Source organism: Paracidovorax cattleyae (assembly GCF_900104515.1).
In the GTDB taxonomy this organism is placed as follows: Bacteria; Pseudomonadota; Gammaproteobacteria; order Burkholderiales; family Burkholderiaceae_C; genus Paracidovorax; species Paracidovorax cattleyae.
Genome location: NZ_FNJL01000023.1, coordinates 81,329 through 95,702, shown reverse-complemented (window position 1 = coordinate 95,702; position 14,374 = coordinate 81,329). Strand labels below are relative to the sequence as shown.

General features: G+C 67.5%; 11 protein-coding genes. 6 read left to right on the top strand and 5 right to left on the bottom strand.

Features of this window, described 5'->3' with window-relative positions; translation table 11 throughout:
- A partial coding sequence (locus BLR05_RS18005; protein WP_208606028.1) for a fibronectin type III domain-containing protein occupies positions 1-2,731 on the bottom strand: 2,731 nt, incomplete at its 3' end.
- 685 nt (positions 2,732-3,416) lie between these two features.
- Between BLR05_RS18005 and BLR05_RS18000 the strand changes: the two genes are divergently transcribed.
- Together BLR05_RS18000 and BLR05_RS17995 are read left to right on the top strand one after the other, a co-directional pair.
- Positions 3,417-4,019: a response regulator gene (locus BLR05_RS18000; protein ID WP_092836827.1), complete on the top strand. Its 603-nt coding sequence runs from the start codon at positions 3,417-3,419 to the stop codon at positions 4,017-4,019.
- Positions 4,016-5,830: an ATP-binding response regulator gene (locus BLR05_RS17995; RefSeq protein WP_092836824.1), complete on the top strand. Its 1,815-nt coding sequence runs from the start codon at positions 4,016-4,018 to the stop codon at positions 5,828-5,830. The genes BLR05_RS18000 and BLR05_RS17995 overlap by 4 nt, the downstream gene beginning before the upstream one ends.
- A gap of 317 nt (positions 5,831-6,147) precedes the next feature.
- On the opposite strand, the gene BLR05_RS17990 is transcribed toward BLR05_RS17995, so the two are convergent.
- A complete protein-coding gene (locus tag BLR05_RS17990; protein WP_092836821.1) occupies positions 6,148-7,059 on the bottom strand; it encodes a LysR family transcriptional regulator in 912 nt (303 codons plus the stop codon).
- 112 nt (positions 7,060-7,171) lie between these two features.
- Between BLR05_RS17990 and BLR05_RS17985 the strand changes: the two genes are divergently transcribed.
- The 4 genes from BLR05_RS17985 to BLR05_RS17970 are packed head-to-tail and all read left to right on the top strand — an operon-like array spanning position 7,172 to position 10,350.
- Complete coding sequence (locus BLR05_RS17985) at positions 7,172-8,167, top strand: 2Fe-2S iron-sulfur cluster-binding protein (protein WP_092836818.1); 996 nt, start codon at positions 7,172-7,174, stop codon at positions 8,165-8,167.
- 24 nt (positions 8,168-8,191) lie between these two features.
- Entirely contained in the window at positions 8,192-9,460 is a 1,269-nt protein-coding gene (locus BLR05_RS17980) for an aromatic ring-hydroxylating dioxygenase subunit alpha (RefSeq protein WP_092836815.1), read from the top strand.
- 4 nt (positions 9,461-9,464) lie between these two features.
- Positions 9,465-9,992 carry an aromatic-ring-hydroxylating dioxygenase subunit beta gene (locus tag BLR05_RS17975; protein WP_092836812.1) on the top strand — a complete coding sequence of 176 codons (528 nt, stop codon included), beginning with the start codon at positions 9,465-9,467 and terminating at the stop codon, positions 9,990-9,992.
- 16 nt (positions 9,993-10,008) lie between these two features.
- The gene (locus tag BLR05_RS17970) at positions 10,009-10,350 is read left to right on the top strand and encodes a non-heme iron oxygenase ferredoxin subunit (protein WP_092836809.1); all 342 of its coding nucleotides are present in this window, start codon (positions 10,009-10,011) and stop codon (positions 10,348-10,350) included.
- On the opposite strand, the gene BLR05_RS17965 is transcribed toward BLR05_RS17970, so the two are convergent.
- From BLR05_RS17965 to BLR05_RS17955, 3 genes are all read right to left on the bottom strand, one after another.
- Positions 10,339-11,805 (bottom strand): methyl-accepting chemotaxis protein, encoded by a 1,467-nt coding sequence (locus tag BLR05_RS17965; protein ID WP_092836806.1) that lies wholly within the window; start codon positions 11,803-11,805, stop codon positions 10,339-10,341. The two genes, BLR05_RS17970 and BLR05_RS17965, sit on opposite strands and share 12 nt — an antisense overlap.
- 157 nt (positions 11,806-11,962) lie before the next feature.
- Positions 11,963-12,895, bottom strand: coding sequence for a dienelactone hydrolase family protein (locus BLR05_RS17960; protein ID WP_092836803.1), 933 nt, complete (start codon positions 12,893-12,895; stop codon positions 11,963-11,965).
- A 120-nt stretch (positions 12,896-13,015) separates the two neighbouring features.
- A complete protein-coding gene (locus BLR05_RS17955) occupies positions 13,016-14,374 on the bottom strand; it encodes an MFS transporter (protein WP_244160130.1) in 1,359 nt (452 codons plus the stop codon).

Here is a 14,374-nt window from a genome sequence, read left to right as displayed (position 1 = left end):
CCGTGCCGTTGGTCAGCCCTGTGACGGTGCAGGTGGTGGCGGTCGCAGGCGCGGGCGTACAGCTGCCGCCGGGGTGGCCGGTGACCGTGTAGCCCGTGACAGGGCTGCCGCCGTCGAAGGCCGGTGCCGTCCAGGAGACCGTCGCCTGGCCGTTGCCGGGCACGGCATTGACGCCCGTTGGTGCCCCGGCGACAGACGGCAACTGCAGCCCAAGCACCGAGCGCACCAGCGCCTGCGATCCGTTGTAGATGCCCCCGGTGGCCGCGCCCTGCGCGCGCACCCACAGCGGCACGCCGCGTTGCAGGGACAGGCCGTCGATGGCCCAGCCGCCGGCCACGCGCACGGCTGCGCCCAGATCGGTCCAGCCCGACTCGGGCGCGTCCGGCACGGTGGAGATTGCAAAGCGCACCCCGCTCACCTCCGGCCCGGTGCCGCTGCGCATCCAGCGCAGGCCGTTGCCGTCGGCGGTCGCTTGCAGGCTTTGCAGCGCGGCCTGCGGCAGGCTGAGCCGCCCGATGTAGCTGCGCGGCTGCCCCCCCAGGGTGGTGAAGTCCCCGCTCACCAGCACCTTGCCGTCGGGCTGCAGCGCCAGGCTGTAGACCGTGCCGTTGGCTCCGGGATCAGCGAACGTGGTGTCGAGCGAGCCATCGGCGTTGAGCCGTCCGATTCGGTTGCGCGTCTGCCCGCCCAGGGTGGTGAAGAGGCCGCCCGCCAGCACCTTGCCGTCGGGCTGCACCGCCAGGTTGTAGACCGTGCCGCTGGCTCCGGGATCAGCGAACGCGGTGTCGAGCGAGCCATCGGCGTTGAGCCGCCCGATGTAGTTGCGCATCTGCCCGCCCAGGGTGGTGAAGGAGCCGCCCACGAGCACCTTACCGTCGGACTGCACGGCCAGGCTATTGACCAGGCCGTCGGCACCGAGGCCGGCGAAGGTGGTGTCGAGCGAGCCGTCGGCGTTGAGCCGCCCGATGCGGTTGCGCGGTTGCCCGTCCAGGGTGCTGAAGCTGCCCCCCACGAGCACTTTGCCGTCGGGCTGCAGCACCAAGCTGAAGACCGGGCCGTTGGCACCGAGGCCAGCGAAGGTGGTGTCGAGCGAGCCATCGGCGTTGAGCCGCCCGATGCGTCTGCGCGTCTGCCCGCCCAGGGTGGTGAAAACGCCCCCCGCCAGCACTTTGCCGTCGGGCTGAACGGCTAAGCTGCGGACATTGGAGATGACACTGGGGCCGGCGAACGTGGTGTCGAGCGAGCCATCGGCATTGAGCCGTCCGATACGGTCGCGCGGCTGCCCGCCCAGGGTGGTGAAGTTGCCGCCCACGAGCACCTTGCCGTCGGGCTGCACGGCCAGGCTGGTGACTCCGTCGTTCGCGCCGGAGCCGGCGAAGGTGGTGTCGAGCGAGCCATCGGCGTTGAACCGCCCGATGTAGTTGCGCGGCTGCCCGCCCAGCGTGGTGAAAACGCCCCCCGCCAGCACTTTGCCGTCGGGCTGTACTGTCAGGCTGTAAACCACGCTGTCGGCACCGGAGGCGGCGAATGTGGCGTCGAGCGATCCGTCGGCGTTGAGCCGCCCGATGCGGCTGCGCGTCTGCCCGTCCAGAGTGGTGAAGAAGCCGCCCGCGAGCACCTTGCCGTCGGGCTGTGGCACCACGCTGAAAACCCAGTTGTCGGCACCGGAGCCGGTGAACGTGGTGTCCAGCGAGCCATCGGCATTGAGCCGCCCGATGCGGTTGCGCGGCTGCCCGTCCAGCGTGGTGAAAATGCCAGCCACCAGCACCTTGCCGTCGGGCTGCACGGCCAGGTTGAGGACCGTGGTGCTGGCACCGAGGTTGGTGAACGTGGTGTCGATCGAGCCATCGGCGTTGAGCCGCCCGATGCGGTTGCGCGGCTGCCCGCCCAGCGTGGTGAAGTCGCCGCCCAAGAGCACCTTGCCATCGGGCTGCAGCGCCAGGTTGTAGACCAGGCCGTTGGCTCCCGGATCGGCGAACGTGGTGTCAAGCGACCCATCGGCGTTGAGCCGCCCGACGCGGTTGCGCGTCTGCCCGCCCAGCGTAGTGAAGTTGCCGCCCACGAGCACCTTGCCGTCGGGCTGCAGCGCCAGGTTGTAGACCAAGCCGTCGGCACCGGAGCCGGTGAACGTGGTGTCAAGCGAGCCATCGGCGTTGAGCCGCCCGATGTAGCTGCGCGTCTGTCCGCCCAGTGTAGTGAAGTTACCGCCCACCAGCACCTTGCCATCGGGCTGCACGGCCAAGCTGCGGACACCGGAGTTGGCACCAGTGCCGGCGAACGAGCTATCGAGCGAGCCATCGGCGTTGAGCCGCCCAATGAAATTGCACGGCTGCCCGTCCAGGGTGGTGAAGGCGCCGCCTACCAGCACTTTGCCGTCGGACTGCACGGCCAGGCTGAGGACCGTGCTGTTGGCCCCGAGGCCAGCGAAGGTGGTGTCGAGCGAGCCATCGGCGTTGAGCCGCCCGATGCGGTTGCGCGTCTGCCCGCCCAGGGTGATGAAGCCGCCGCCCACGAGCACCTTGCCATCGGGCTGCACGGCGAAGCTGCGGGCATCGACGTTGGCACCCGGGTTGAATTCGTCGTTCGCGTTCTGCGCCAATGCCCGCCCAGGCGCCCCCAGGACACACCAGGCCAGCAGGAGGGCCACGATCCAGGCCCAGCGCATGCGAGCGCTGCAGTCACCCTCTTGATCGGTTCGGGTCGCCAGCGCGCAATAGAACGAGTGGGTCATGTTGGTCTTTTTTTGCGAGATGGGTGGCGGCATGGGCCACGTGCTTCTCTGCTTCCAGCACGGTGCTTGGCTCCAGGGCGGTTGGATCAGTGATCGCCACCGTCAGCGTGGCGGCGGCGCAACCGATGGCCTCGACGCTGACGGCGCCCCGGGGAAAGTCGCAGTGGGGGCGGCGTGCTGCCGAACTGTGCCGACGTCATCAGGCGCGTTCGCGGCTGCGCCAGGCTGGCGAGCGCCTGCGGCGTCACCATCGCGAAGACCACATGCATGAATGCCGCCCACAGCGGCGGTGGCCCTGTCCTTGTGCGCAGACGCAACGTGCGCTCAAGCCCTTCACAAGTGTTCCTGCAAGGCTTGCGATGGCAAGCATGCGGACAGAGAGGGCAAGGCAGGAATGGTTCATGGTTCATCGGGCAGCGCTGCGAGGCACACTCAATCTTTGATGCGTCGGTAACCGCCGAAACTTCTTTGGAGTCACCGCTTGAGGATGTCCCGATGGCCTTTTGGACGGGTGATCGGCATTCAGGCCATTGCCTACTTCATGATTAGCGCAACATGGGTGATGAAATGTAAATTTTTATGGATGGTATGCCCATAGTCCATTTGGACTGGTGGTGGCGGTTCCAGGCATGGCGGTCCCCGGCTCTGGACTGCACGCCATCGGATTGGCTATAAATTGGGGGCCATGATGGCCATTCTTCTCATCGACGACCACAGTCTGTTTCGCGCCGGCATTTCCATGATGCTGGCCCATGGGCTGCCGCAGGTTCAGATCCATGAGGCAGCTTCCCTGGAGCAGGCGCTGGGCATGTCAGGGGTATCGCCGGTGCTGATTCTTCTGGATGTGCAGCTTCAGGGCCTGAGTGGTTTGGAAGGCATTGGCCTGCTCAAACAAAAATGGCCCGCTACGCGCATCGTCATCGTGTCCGCCCATGACCTGCCTGATCGGATAGCGCAGGCACGTGAGCGCGGTGCGTTGGGTTTCCTATCGAAGACGGCAAGGCCCGAGCAGTTGCTGCACAACGTGGCGGCGCTGCTCGAAACCGGCACCGACCCAGCAGAGGTTGTGCCGTCCACCGTGGGAAGCCGGCAACTGGTGCTGACGCCACGGCAGCACGAGGTGCTGAAGCTGCTGGACCAAGGGCTCTCCAACAAGATGATCGGGCGGCACCTGCATCTGTCCGAGCACACCGTGCGCGGGCATGTGCAATCCATTCTGGGCGCGCTTACGGTATCGAGCCGGGCGGAGGCGGTCTTTGTCGCCCGTCGGCGCGGACTGATTCTGTGAAAGACAGCGCGCCTGTTTATGCCGAACGGCTGAAGCTGGTGCTGGGTGGCATCGCGCAGTCGCTGCCCATCGGTTTTTTGCTCGCTACCCTGTTGGTCGTGGTGTTTGAATTCACCAGCGGTCAGTTGGTCACGGCCGTGTCTGCTTCGACGGGCGAAGCAATTCGCGTGATGACGGCCCGGATCGACGATGTCTGGCTGGGTGCCTGGTATCTTGCGGTGCTTGTCGGCCGTCTGCTCCTGGTGCTGTACTGCCGCCATACCCTACGGCATGGTTTCGACTTCAGCGAGATGCGTGGTATCACCAGGAGGCTGGCCGCGGGCAAGGGATATGAGGGGGTGATCTGGGGATGCTTGGGATGGATCGTGGTGGATGAAGCCTCATCGCCCGCCTCCACGGCCATGCTGCTGGGTGTGATGGCTGCCATCAGCAGCAATGCGGTCTCACTGCTTTCCCCTATCAGGCTGCTGTTTGCAGCGCTGATCGTGCCGATGCTACTGGTGGCGGGAGGCCGATTCCTGGTGATGGACGGGCTGATGTATCAGGCGATGGGGGCGTGCTGTCTGCTGTATGTGGTGGGGCAGTATGGGCAGGCCGGGCTGATCGGGCGCGGGCTGAGCGAATCCATCCGGTTAAGGTTCGAAAACCTGGATTTGATCCAGAGGCTCGAGGTGGAGAAGCTGGCGGCCCACGAGGCGAAAGAGCATGCCGAGCAGGCGAACCAGGCGAAATCCAGGTTTCTGGCGGCGGCCAGCCACGATCTGCGCCAACCGGTCCATGCGCTCGGGTTTTTTCTGGAGGCGCTTTCTTCCGGCCCTGCCGGCACTTCGCAGAGACTGGTCGTTGACCATGCAAAGGCAGCCAGCGCCGCTTCTCGCGAAATGCTCGACACGCTACTGGACTTTTCCCTCATCGAGGCGGGCGTTATCCAACCCCAATTTTCTGCATGCCTCATCCAAACGACGCTTCACAAGCTGGAGCAAGAACTTGCGCCGCTGGCCGACGCGAAGAGCCTGATCTACAGGTCGCGCGACAGTCAAGCGGTAGTGCGCACGGACATGCGGCTGCTGGAGATGATTTTGCGCAACCTGATAAGCAACGCCATTCGCTACACCGGGCGGGGCGGCGTGTTGATCGGATGCCGCCGTCGCGGACAAAGGCTCTCCATCGAGGTGTTTGATACCGGGATTGGCATTGCTTCGGAACAGCACCGCGAAATCTTTCGCGAGTTTCACCAGTTGGGTAATCCGGAACGCGACCGCCGCAAAGGTCTGGGGCTGGGTTTGGCCATTGCTGAAGGGCTTTCGCACTCCCTCGACCAGCCGCTGACTCTGTCTTCGCGGATCGGACGCGGCAGCGTGTTCCGGATCAGTGTTCCGCTGGCACCTTCCGACGCGCGCATCTCGACAATGGAATGGATACAGCCCAGCCGGTTTCAAGGGTTGACCGGTCGTCGCATTCTGGTGATTGATGACGACGAGACCGTGCGTGCCGCAATGCATACTCTGTTGGAGAGTTATGGCTGCATTGATCGTACGGTGGAGAACTTGGAGCAAGCTCTTGCGGTGAACGACTGGTTGCCCGATGCGATCATTTGCGATTACCGCCTGAGGGACCGTCAAACAGGTGCAGACGTGATACTCGCGTTGCGTGACCATTACGCGTACCCGGTGCCTGCGCTCTTGATGACGGGCGATACTGCGCCGGAGCGTTTGCGAGAGGCCATGAGCGGTGACATCGCGTTGCTACACAAGCCGGTTGCACCCGATAAGTTTTGGAGAACGCTGAGCAAGATATTGACGGATGGTTAATGAGCTGCATGCGCACGGCAGGACATGGCGGTATCTTTCATCCATGCCGACCTGCCGCCAAGGTGCAGGCCCATGGGTGTCTGTGGCCGTGGCGCCCGGCTGTCCCGCAGGGATTGGCAGCGAATTCTCGATTCGTGTCCATTCGTTCCTCATTGGGCATTGATGAGCAAGTAGCTCCCGGTCATCCGGGTCGGCACGGGGGCACGGCGGCTGCGCGTCAATCCCAAGGGAATCGATGAATGAAACGCAATGGCGCCCCAGCGATAAATCCCGAAGCACAATGGCCAAGCCATGCGGTGGGCTCATGCCTTGCACCCTCACTCCCCTTCCGCAAACATCTCCACCACCACCCCCCGCAACCACTGGTTCCCCGGATCCCGGTGGTACTTCGTGTGCCAGAACAGATTGATCGCCACCTGCGGCAGCTTGGCCGGGTGGGGCGCATACGCCAGGCCGAAGGGCTCGGTCATGCTCTGGGCCATCTTCTCGGGCACGGTGGCGACCATTTGCGTGGCCTGCAGGATGTGGCCGATGGCGACGAAGTGCGGCACGGTGAGGCGCACGTCGCGGGCCACGCCCATGCGCTCGAGCAGTTCGTCCACCTTGCCGTGGCCCGTGCCTTCGGAGACGACGACCACGTGCTGCGCCTTCGCGAAATCCTCCAGCCCGATGCGGCGGCGCCTGTGCAGCGGGTGACCCTGGCGGAACAGGCACACATAGGGCTGGCGGAACAGCCGGCGCTGGAAGAAGCCGGCCTTCAATTGCGGCAGCAGGCCGACGGCGAGGTCCACCTTGCCGGCCTCCATGGCGTCCTTCAAATCCGTCGCTGAATTGCGTACAGTCGTCAGGCGCACGCCCGGCGCCACCTGGGCCAGGCGCTCCAGCAGGCGCGGAAGGAAGTAGATCTCGCCGATGTCCGTCATGCCGACCTTGAACACGCGCCGGCTGGTGGCGGGATCGAAGCCCAGCTTGTGGTTCAGGGCGCCGTGGATCATCGCGAGCGCATACGACACGGATTCCGCGAGCTGGTCGGCGTAGGGCGTGGGCTGCATGCCCTGGGCGGTGCGCAGAAAGAGCTCATCGCCCAGCAGGCGCCGCAGCCGCGCCAGCGCGTTGCTCACCGCCGGCTGCGTCAGGCCCAGGTTCTCGGCGGCCTGCGACACCTTGCGCGTGACCAGCAGCTGTTGGAAAACCACCAGCAGGTTCAGGTCGATGTCTTCCAGTTCCACGCTGCACCTTTATTCATGGAAGTGATGCGATGTATTCATGACATTCTATTGGCTGATGGGCCAATCGCGGGAATGATCGGGGCCATACCAGAAAACCTGGAGACAGTCCCCGATGGAGTTGCATATCGAGCCGCTGGGCCGCGTGTTGCCCGTGGAGCCCGGCGCCAACCTGCTGGAATTGCTGCGCGCGCACCAGATTCCCGTGTCGTACAGCTGCATGGCCGGCCGGTGCGGCACCTGCCGCTGCAAGGTGATCGCTGGCGAGGTGCTGGATTCCGGCCAGGCGCTGCGCATGCCGCCGCTGGGCGGCGATGGCGAGGCGCAGTACGTGATGGCCTGCCAGACGGTGCTGAGCGAGTCCTGCACCATCGAGATTCCCGAGCCCGACGAGGTGGTGGTGCACACTGCCCGCACGCTCAAGGCCACGGTGACGGCCGTGGAGACGCTCACGCACGACATCCGCCGCCTGCTTCTCAAGCCGGCCAAGCCGCTGGATTTCTCGCCAGGGCAGTATGCGCAGCTGCAGTTCGGCCCGGGGCTGGTGCGGCCCTATTCGATGGCCGGGCTGCCGCACGGCGATGAACTCGAATTCCATGTGCGCCTGGTCGAGGGCGGGCTGGTGTCCACCCACGTGGAGAACGTGCTGGCCGTGGGCGATGCGGTACGCGTGAGCGGGCCGCTGGGTTCTGCCTATCTGCGGCGCAAGTACGCAGGCCCGATGCTTTGCGTGGCGGGCGGTACGGGACTGGCGCCGATCCTCTCCATCGTGCGCGGCGCGCTGGAGGCCGGCATGCCCAATCCCATCCATGTCTATGCCGGTGCGCGGTCTGCGCGCGACGTCTATGGCCTGCAGTGGCTCGCCGCGCTCAAGGAGCAGCATCCGCAGCTGCGGGTGCATGCCGTGGTGGTTGCGGCCGATGCGGCGCCGGGGCAGCGCACGGGGCTGGTCACCGATTCGATCGCGCAGGACTGGCCCTCGCTGGAAGGCTGGCGCGCCTACCTGTGCGGATCGCCGCCGATGGTGGAGGCCGTGTCGCTGCTGGCGCGCCAGCGCGGCATCGCACCCGAGCACCTTTATGCCGACGCTTTCTACGCCAGTACGCCCTGACACCCATCCCAAGGAAACAACGACATGAGTACGCCCCACCCCGTCTTCCCATTGCAGCCCGTCTGGGAAAGCCCCGGTACCCACCGTGTGCCGTTCGCGGCCTACACCAGCGAGGACATCTACCGCCGCGAACTGGAGCGCTTTTTCTACCGGGGCCACTGGTGCTACGTGGGCCTGGAGGCCGAGGTGCCCAACCCCGGCGACTTCAAGCGCACGGCGATCGGCGAGCGCTCGGTGATCCTCACGCGCGGCGAGGACATGCAGCTGCACGTGGTGGAGAACGTCTGCGCGCACCGCGGCATGCGGTTCTGCCGCGAGCGGCACGGCAACCGCAAGGAGTTCGTCTGCCCCTACCACCAGTGGAGCTACCGGCCCGATGGCGCGCTGCAGGGCGTGCCCTTCCGGCGCGGCGTGAAGCAGGACGGCAAGGTGCACGGCGGCATGCCGGCGGATTTCAAGCTCGAAGAGCACAGCCTCACGCGGCTGAAGGTGGCGACGCGCGGCGGGGTGGTGTTCGCTTCCTTCGACCACGATGTCGAATCTCTGGAGGACTTCATGGGCCCGGTGATCCTGGGCTACTTCGACCGCATGTTCAACGGCCGCCAGCTCAAGATCCTCGGCTACAACCGCCAGCGCATTCCGGGCAACTGGAAGCTGATGCAGGAGAACATCAAGGACCCGTACCACCCCGGTTTGCTGCACACCTGGTTCGTCACCTTCGGCCTCTGGCGGGCGGACAACAAGTCGGAGTTGAAGATGGATGCGCGCCACCGCCATGCGGCCATGGCGTCCACGCGCGGCGAGGCCAGGAAGCAGGCGTCGGACGTGTCGAACGTCTCCAGCTTCAAGGCCGACATGCAGCTGGAAGATCCGCGCTTTCTCGACATCGTGCCCGAGCCCTGGTGGGGCGGCCCCACGGCGGTGATGACCACGCTGTTCCCCAGTTTGATCCTGCAGCAGCAGGTCAACAGCGTCTCCACGCGACACATCCAGCCCGTGGGCCACGACGCGTTCGATTTCGTGTGGACGCATTTCGGCTACGAGGACGACACCGACGAGATGACCGAGCGCCGGCTGCGCCAGTCCAACCTGTTCGGCCCGGCGGGTTTCGTGTCGGCCGACGACGGCGAGGTGATCGAATTCTCGCAGCAGGGCTTCGAGCAGAAGCCTTTCCACCGCGCGCTGGTGGAACTGGGCGGCCACGACGTGGGCGACACCGGTCACATGGTGACCGAGACGCTGATCCGCGGCATGTATGGGTACTGGCGCGGCGTGATGGAGAAGGAGGACTAAAGCCATGGGCACGACCACCACCACCACCACCACCGCGGCTGGCACCGCCGGCACGCCCGCCATCGACTTCGCCGACTGGTTCGCGCTGCAGCAGCTCTATGCCGACTACGCCTCTGCGCTGGACGCCGCCGACTGGGACCGCTGGCCCGGCTTCTTCACCGAAGACTGCGTGTACCGCCTGCAGCCGCGCGAGAACCACGAGCGCGGCCTGCCGCTGGCCACGCTCTCGTTCGACAGCCAGGGCATGCTGAAGGACCGCGTCTATGGCATCCGCGAGACGCTGTTCCACGACCCGTACTACCAGCGCCACGTGATCGGCGCGCCCCGCGTGCGTGCGGCCGGCGAGGGCCGCTGGGAATGCGAGGCGAACTACGCCGTGTTCCGCACCAAGCTGTCGCAGCCCTCCACCGTGTTCAACGTGGGCCGCTACCTCGACGTGGTGGTGCGCACGCCCGGGGGGCTGCGTTTCGTTCGCAAGGAATGCATCTACGACAGCGAAATGATCCTGAACTCCATCATCTACCCGATCTGATCCGAGGAGACAACCCATGACCGCTATCGATACCGCATGGACCGAGGCCGCCGCGCTGGATGAGGTACCTGAGGACGACGTGGTGGGCGTGACCGTCGCCGGGCACGACGTGGCGCTCTACTCGGTGGAGGGCGAGGTGTTCGCCACCGACAACCTCTGCACCCACGGTAACGCGCGGCTGTGCGACGGCTTCCTGGAGGGGCACGAGATCGAGTGCCCGCTGCACCAGGGCCGCTTCGACGTGCGCGACGGCAGCGCGCTGTGCGCGCCGCTCACGCAGGGCCTGCGCACCTATCCCGTGCGGATCGAGCAGGGCAAGGTGTACCTGCAGTTCGACGGCGTGGATTCAGCGCGCTGAAGCGAGCAGGCGTTCGGGCTGGAACTGGAAGCCGTCCACCACGCTCCTGAGCCGGCCCGCCTGGTCCAGCAGGCTGGCCGCGGCGGCCGAGGACTGCTCGACCAGCGCCGCGTTCTGCTGGGTCATGTGGTCGAGTTCGGTCACCGAGGCGTTGACGCGGCCCAGTTCGCCCGATTGCCCTTCGACCGACGTGCTGATGGCGCCCACCACTTCCGAGGCGCGGCGGGCGCAGTCCACCACGTTCTGCATGTGCTCGCCGGCATCCGTCGCCAGCCGGCTGCCGCGCTCGGCTTTTTCCACGGAGGCGGCGATCAGCGCGCGGACTTCACGGGCGGCTTCGGCGCTGCGGCCGGCCAGCGAGCGCACCTCGCTCGCCACCACCGCGAAACCCCGGCCCTGTTCGCCGGCACGGGCCGCCTCCACCGCGGCGTTCAGTGCCAGGATGTTGGTCTGGAAGGCGATGCCGTCGATCACGCCCACGATGTCGGCAATGCGGCCGGCGCTGGAGTGGATGTCACGCACGGTGGCGACCACCTCGGTTACCACGCCGCCGCAGTGCTCGGCCACCTGGGTGGCTTCCTGCGTCAGCCGGCGGGCGGCCACGGCCTCCTGCACGCTGTGCTGCACGGCGCCGTCCAGCTGGCCCATCGATGCCGCGGCGTCCTGCAGATGGGACGCAGTGCGCTCGGTGCGCTGGCTGAGGTCGCGATTGCCCGTGGCGATCTCGCCCGCCGCCGCCGCCAGGCCCGCCGCGGCCTGGTGGACATCGGTCACCACCCCGTTGAGCCGCAGCAGCGCGGCCTGCAGGGCCCGGGCCGCGGCACTGTGCACCGGCACGCGGCGCACGTCCAGCGAGAGCTGGCCGTCCTGTTGGGGGCGGCACAGGTACTGGAGCTCCGCTGATTCGATCGCATCGGCGCGGGTGCGAAAGGTGATGGCCACTTCCACGGCCGTCTGTACGACCACGAACGCTGCGTGTACCAGGATGCGCCCGAAGTCGGGTTCGGTCAGGCAGTACACCGGGCCCCCGGCCAGTTGCAGGCGGTCGAACGCGATATGGTGCACGGCGATCAGCACTGCCGCGAAGAGCACGGGCCGCCAGTCGCGGTAGGCCAGCACAAAGGCCAGGAAGACGAAGACGCCGAAATGCATCTCGGTGGCGCCCAGGCTGAGCTGGATGTGCAGCGCCACCAGCCCGATGCCGGCCGTCACGAGCGCCAGCCGGCTCAGCAGGCTGCCGCGTACCGCCAGGTAAGCCCATGCGGCCAGCGCCAGCAGGGCGCCGCCCCAGATGGCGGCGGTGCCGGGCCGGCCGTACACGAAGCCAATACACAGCGCGACGATCGCGCCGAGGACGCAGATGGACAGCAGCAGGCCGTCCGCCCGGCAGCCGATGGCCTGCAGGGCCTGCTGGGCGCTGGGAGAGAGATCGGAGCGTCGTTTCGCTTCGTCCATGGCAGGCTTCCGGTGAGGGTTGTCGATGGGAGGCAGAGCCGGAAAAGAGCCCCGGCGCAGACACGTGACTCAGAATAATTCGAAACGCAACAAAAGGAGACTTTTTGTAATGCGAAGAAAGTGTCTGGTCAATCCGGCAGGGAGGTATCTGCAGGCGTCAGGGCGACAGCAGCCCGGTTTTCGCGACGAAGCCGTTCAGCGGATCCCGCCAGTAGCGCCCCCCCACCCGCAGGAGGTTGTGCCCGTCCGCGCCCTCCAGCGCAGGGGCCGCGATGAACTGCGCATCGTCGCCGCCTTCGCGGAAGGCGCCGAACCACTGGCGCGGCATGTCCGGGCCCCAGTACTGGTCGTTTTCGGCATATAGCCACAGGGTGGGCACGCGCACCTGCGTGCCCAGCTGGCGGTAGAGCCCGGTGAGCACCTCGGGCCGGCAGCTGTGGCCGGGGGCGGTGTCGGGCTTGCCGCCCGCGCCGCCGGAGAAATTGACCGCACCGACCACGCCGGGCAGGCGGCCCGCTGCGGCAGCGATGGTGGCCATGCCGCCCACGGACTGGCCTTCGAGCAGGATGCGGTCGCGCCGCACCCACGGCTGCTGCAGCGCCCAGCCGTGCACCGCCTGGACGGCGGCCGACGCATGTTCCGCCACCTGGGCATAGTCGGGCAGGCCCTTGCAGCCCGTGCCGCCGGCCGGCCAGCGGGCACCGGAATTCTCGCGGTCCGGGCCCCCCGTGGCGCCATAGCCGGGCCGGATCGGCGCGACCACGGCCACGCCCTGGCGCAGCCAGTAGGCCACGTGGCCCAGGGGCACGGGATATTGCAGGGCGGCGCGCACGGCGGGATCGGCCGAGCGGCCGTGCGAGAAGATCACCAGGGGAAAGGGGCCGTGCCCGCCGGGGCGGAAGACCTGGGTTGCGACGTCCACCTCGCGGCCATCGATGGACAGGTGCAGCACCTGCGTGTCGGGCTCGGGCAGGGGCGCGGCGGCATGGGCAGGGAAGGTGGCGAGCAGGGCTGCCGCCAGGGCGCCGGACGCCAGGAGCGGTGGGAACAGGCGCACGGGTCTGCGCAGGGATCGACGCGGTGGGGGCATGCGGGCCTCTCGGATCTGGCTGCCATGGACGGGTGGCCCATCCATTATGGCGGCTCGACCGTGGCGGCGTCCCGCTGATGGTGAGACAGTCCCCCAGCGCCGCTGCTTTCGCCGTTTTCCCTAGGCGGAATGCGGTGCCGGGTGCAGGGCGGCCTGCCGTTGGGCCAGACAGAACACGGGCAGTGCGAGGACGGCGCAGCCGGCCAGCAGCGCGAAGGCGAGGCCGAAGCGGCCCTGTGCGCCCACCACGCTGTTGGCGATGGCCGGGCTCAGCGAGGCGCCGACGCCCTGCAGGGTCATGACCAGCCCCAGGGCGGTGTTGTAGCGGCCGCTGCCGCGCACGTAGCGCTCTACCATCAGGGGCGTGGCCACGCCCAGGGCGCCTGCCGCGAGGCCGTCGAGGATCTGCACGGGGATGTTGGCCCAGGCATCGGGAATCGCCCAGGCCAGGATGCCGCGCACGGGCAGCGCCAGGATGGCGATGTAGATGAACACCTGCAGGTCGAGGCGGCGGCTGCGCGACACCCACAGCGCCACCGGCACCATGGTGAGCTGGGCGACGACGATGGCGATGCCGGTCCACAGGAGCGGCGCGGAGTCGGGCACCGTGGCCGCCAGCCGCTGGTTGAGCAGCGGCAGCATGGCCGCATTGCCCAGGTGGAAGAGCGCGCACGCCAGCCCGAAAAGCCAGAGCGCGCGGTGCGACAGGAAGGCGCGCCAGCCTTCGGGGGCGGCCGTGGCGCCGGCGGATGCGGCAGCCGGGGCCGGGACCATGCGCGCTTTTTCCGGATCCGGCCCGCCGCCGCGGGCCGCCACATGGTCGATGTCGCGGTCGCGGATGGCCATCAGGCAGGCCAGGGCGCCCACGGCCATGGCCGCCATGACGACCAGCATCCAGGGCGCGCCCAGCCAGTGCGCGAAGGCCGCCGCGCCCAGCGCGGAAGCGATGTTGCCGGCATGGCTGCAGGCCTCGTTGCGGCCGGTCTGGTGGCGCAGGCCCTGGCTGCGTGCCAGGCCCAGCGTGAGCGCCGCGAGCCCGGCGGCCAGCAGCGCGCCGGCCACGCCGGTGAGCACCTGCGACAGCACCAGCATGCCCGGCGACCGGGTGCCGAAGGCGATCGCGCTCGCGGCGAGGATGGCCACCGCGGCGATGGCGACCAGCATCCGCTTGGCGCGGATGCGGTCCGCCCATGCGCCGGCCAGGGGCGTGGCCAGCATGCCGGCCAGGCCACCGGCCGACATCACGATGCCGATCATGGTCTGGTCGATGCGCTGGGTCTGCAGGTAGGTGGCGAGGAACGGACCGAGCCCGTCGCGCACGTCCGCCATGAAGAACGCCATCCAGGCCAGGGCCGTGAGGGAGGCCCCGGCGGCCACCGGAGCGCTTCCGCCGGCAGGCCGCTTTTCCTGGGGCGCCGGCCCTCCGAACAGCGGGGAGGGCGCGGTGTCTGCGATGGCGGGGTGCGCGGCGGTGGTCAT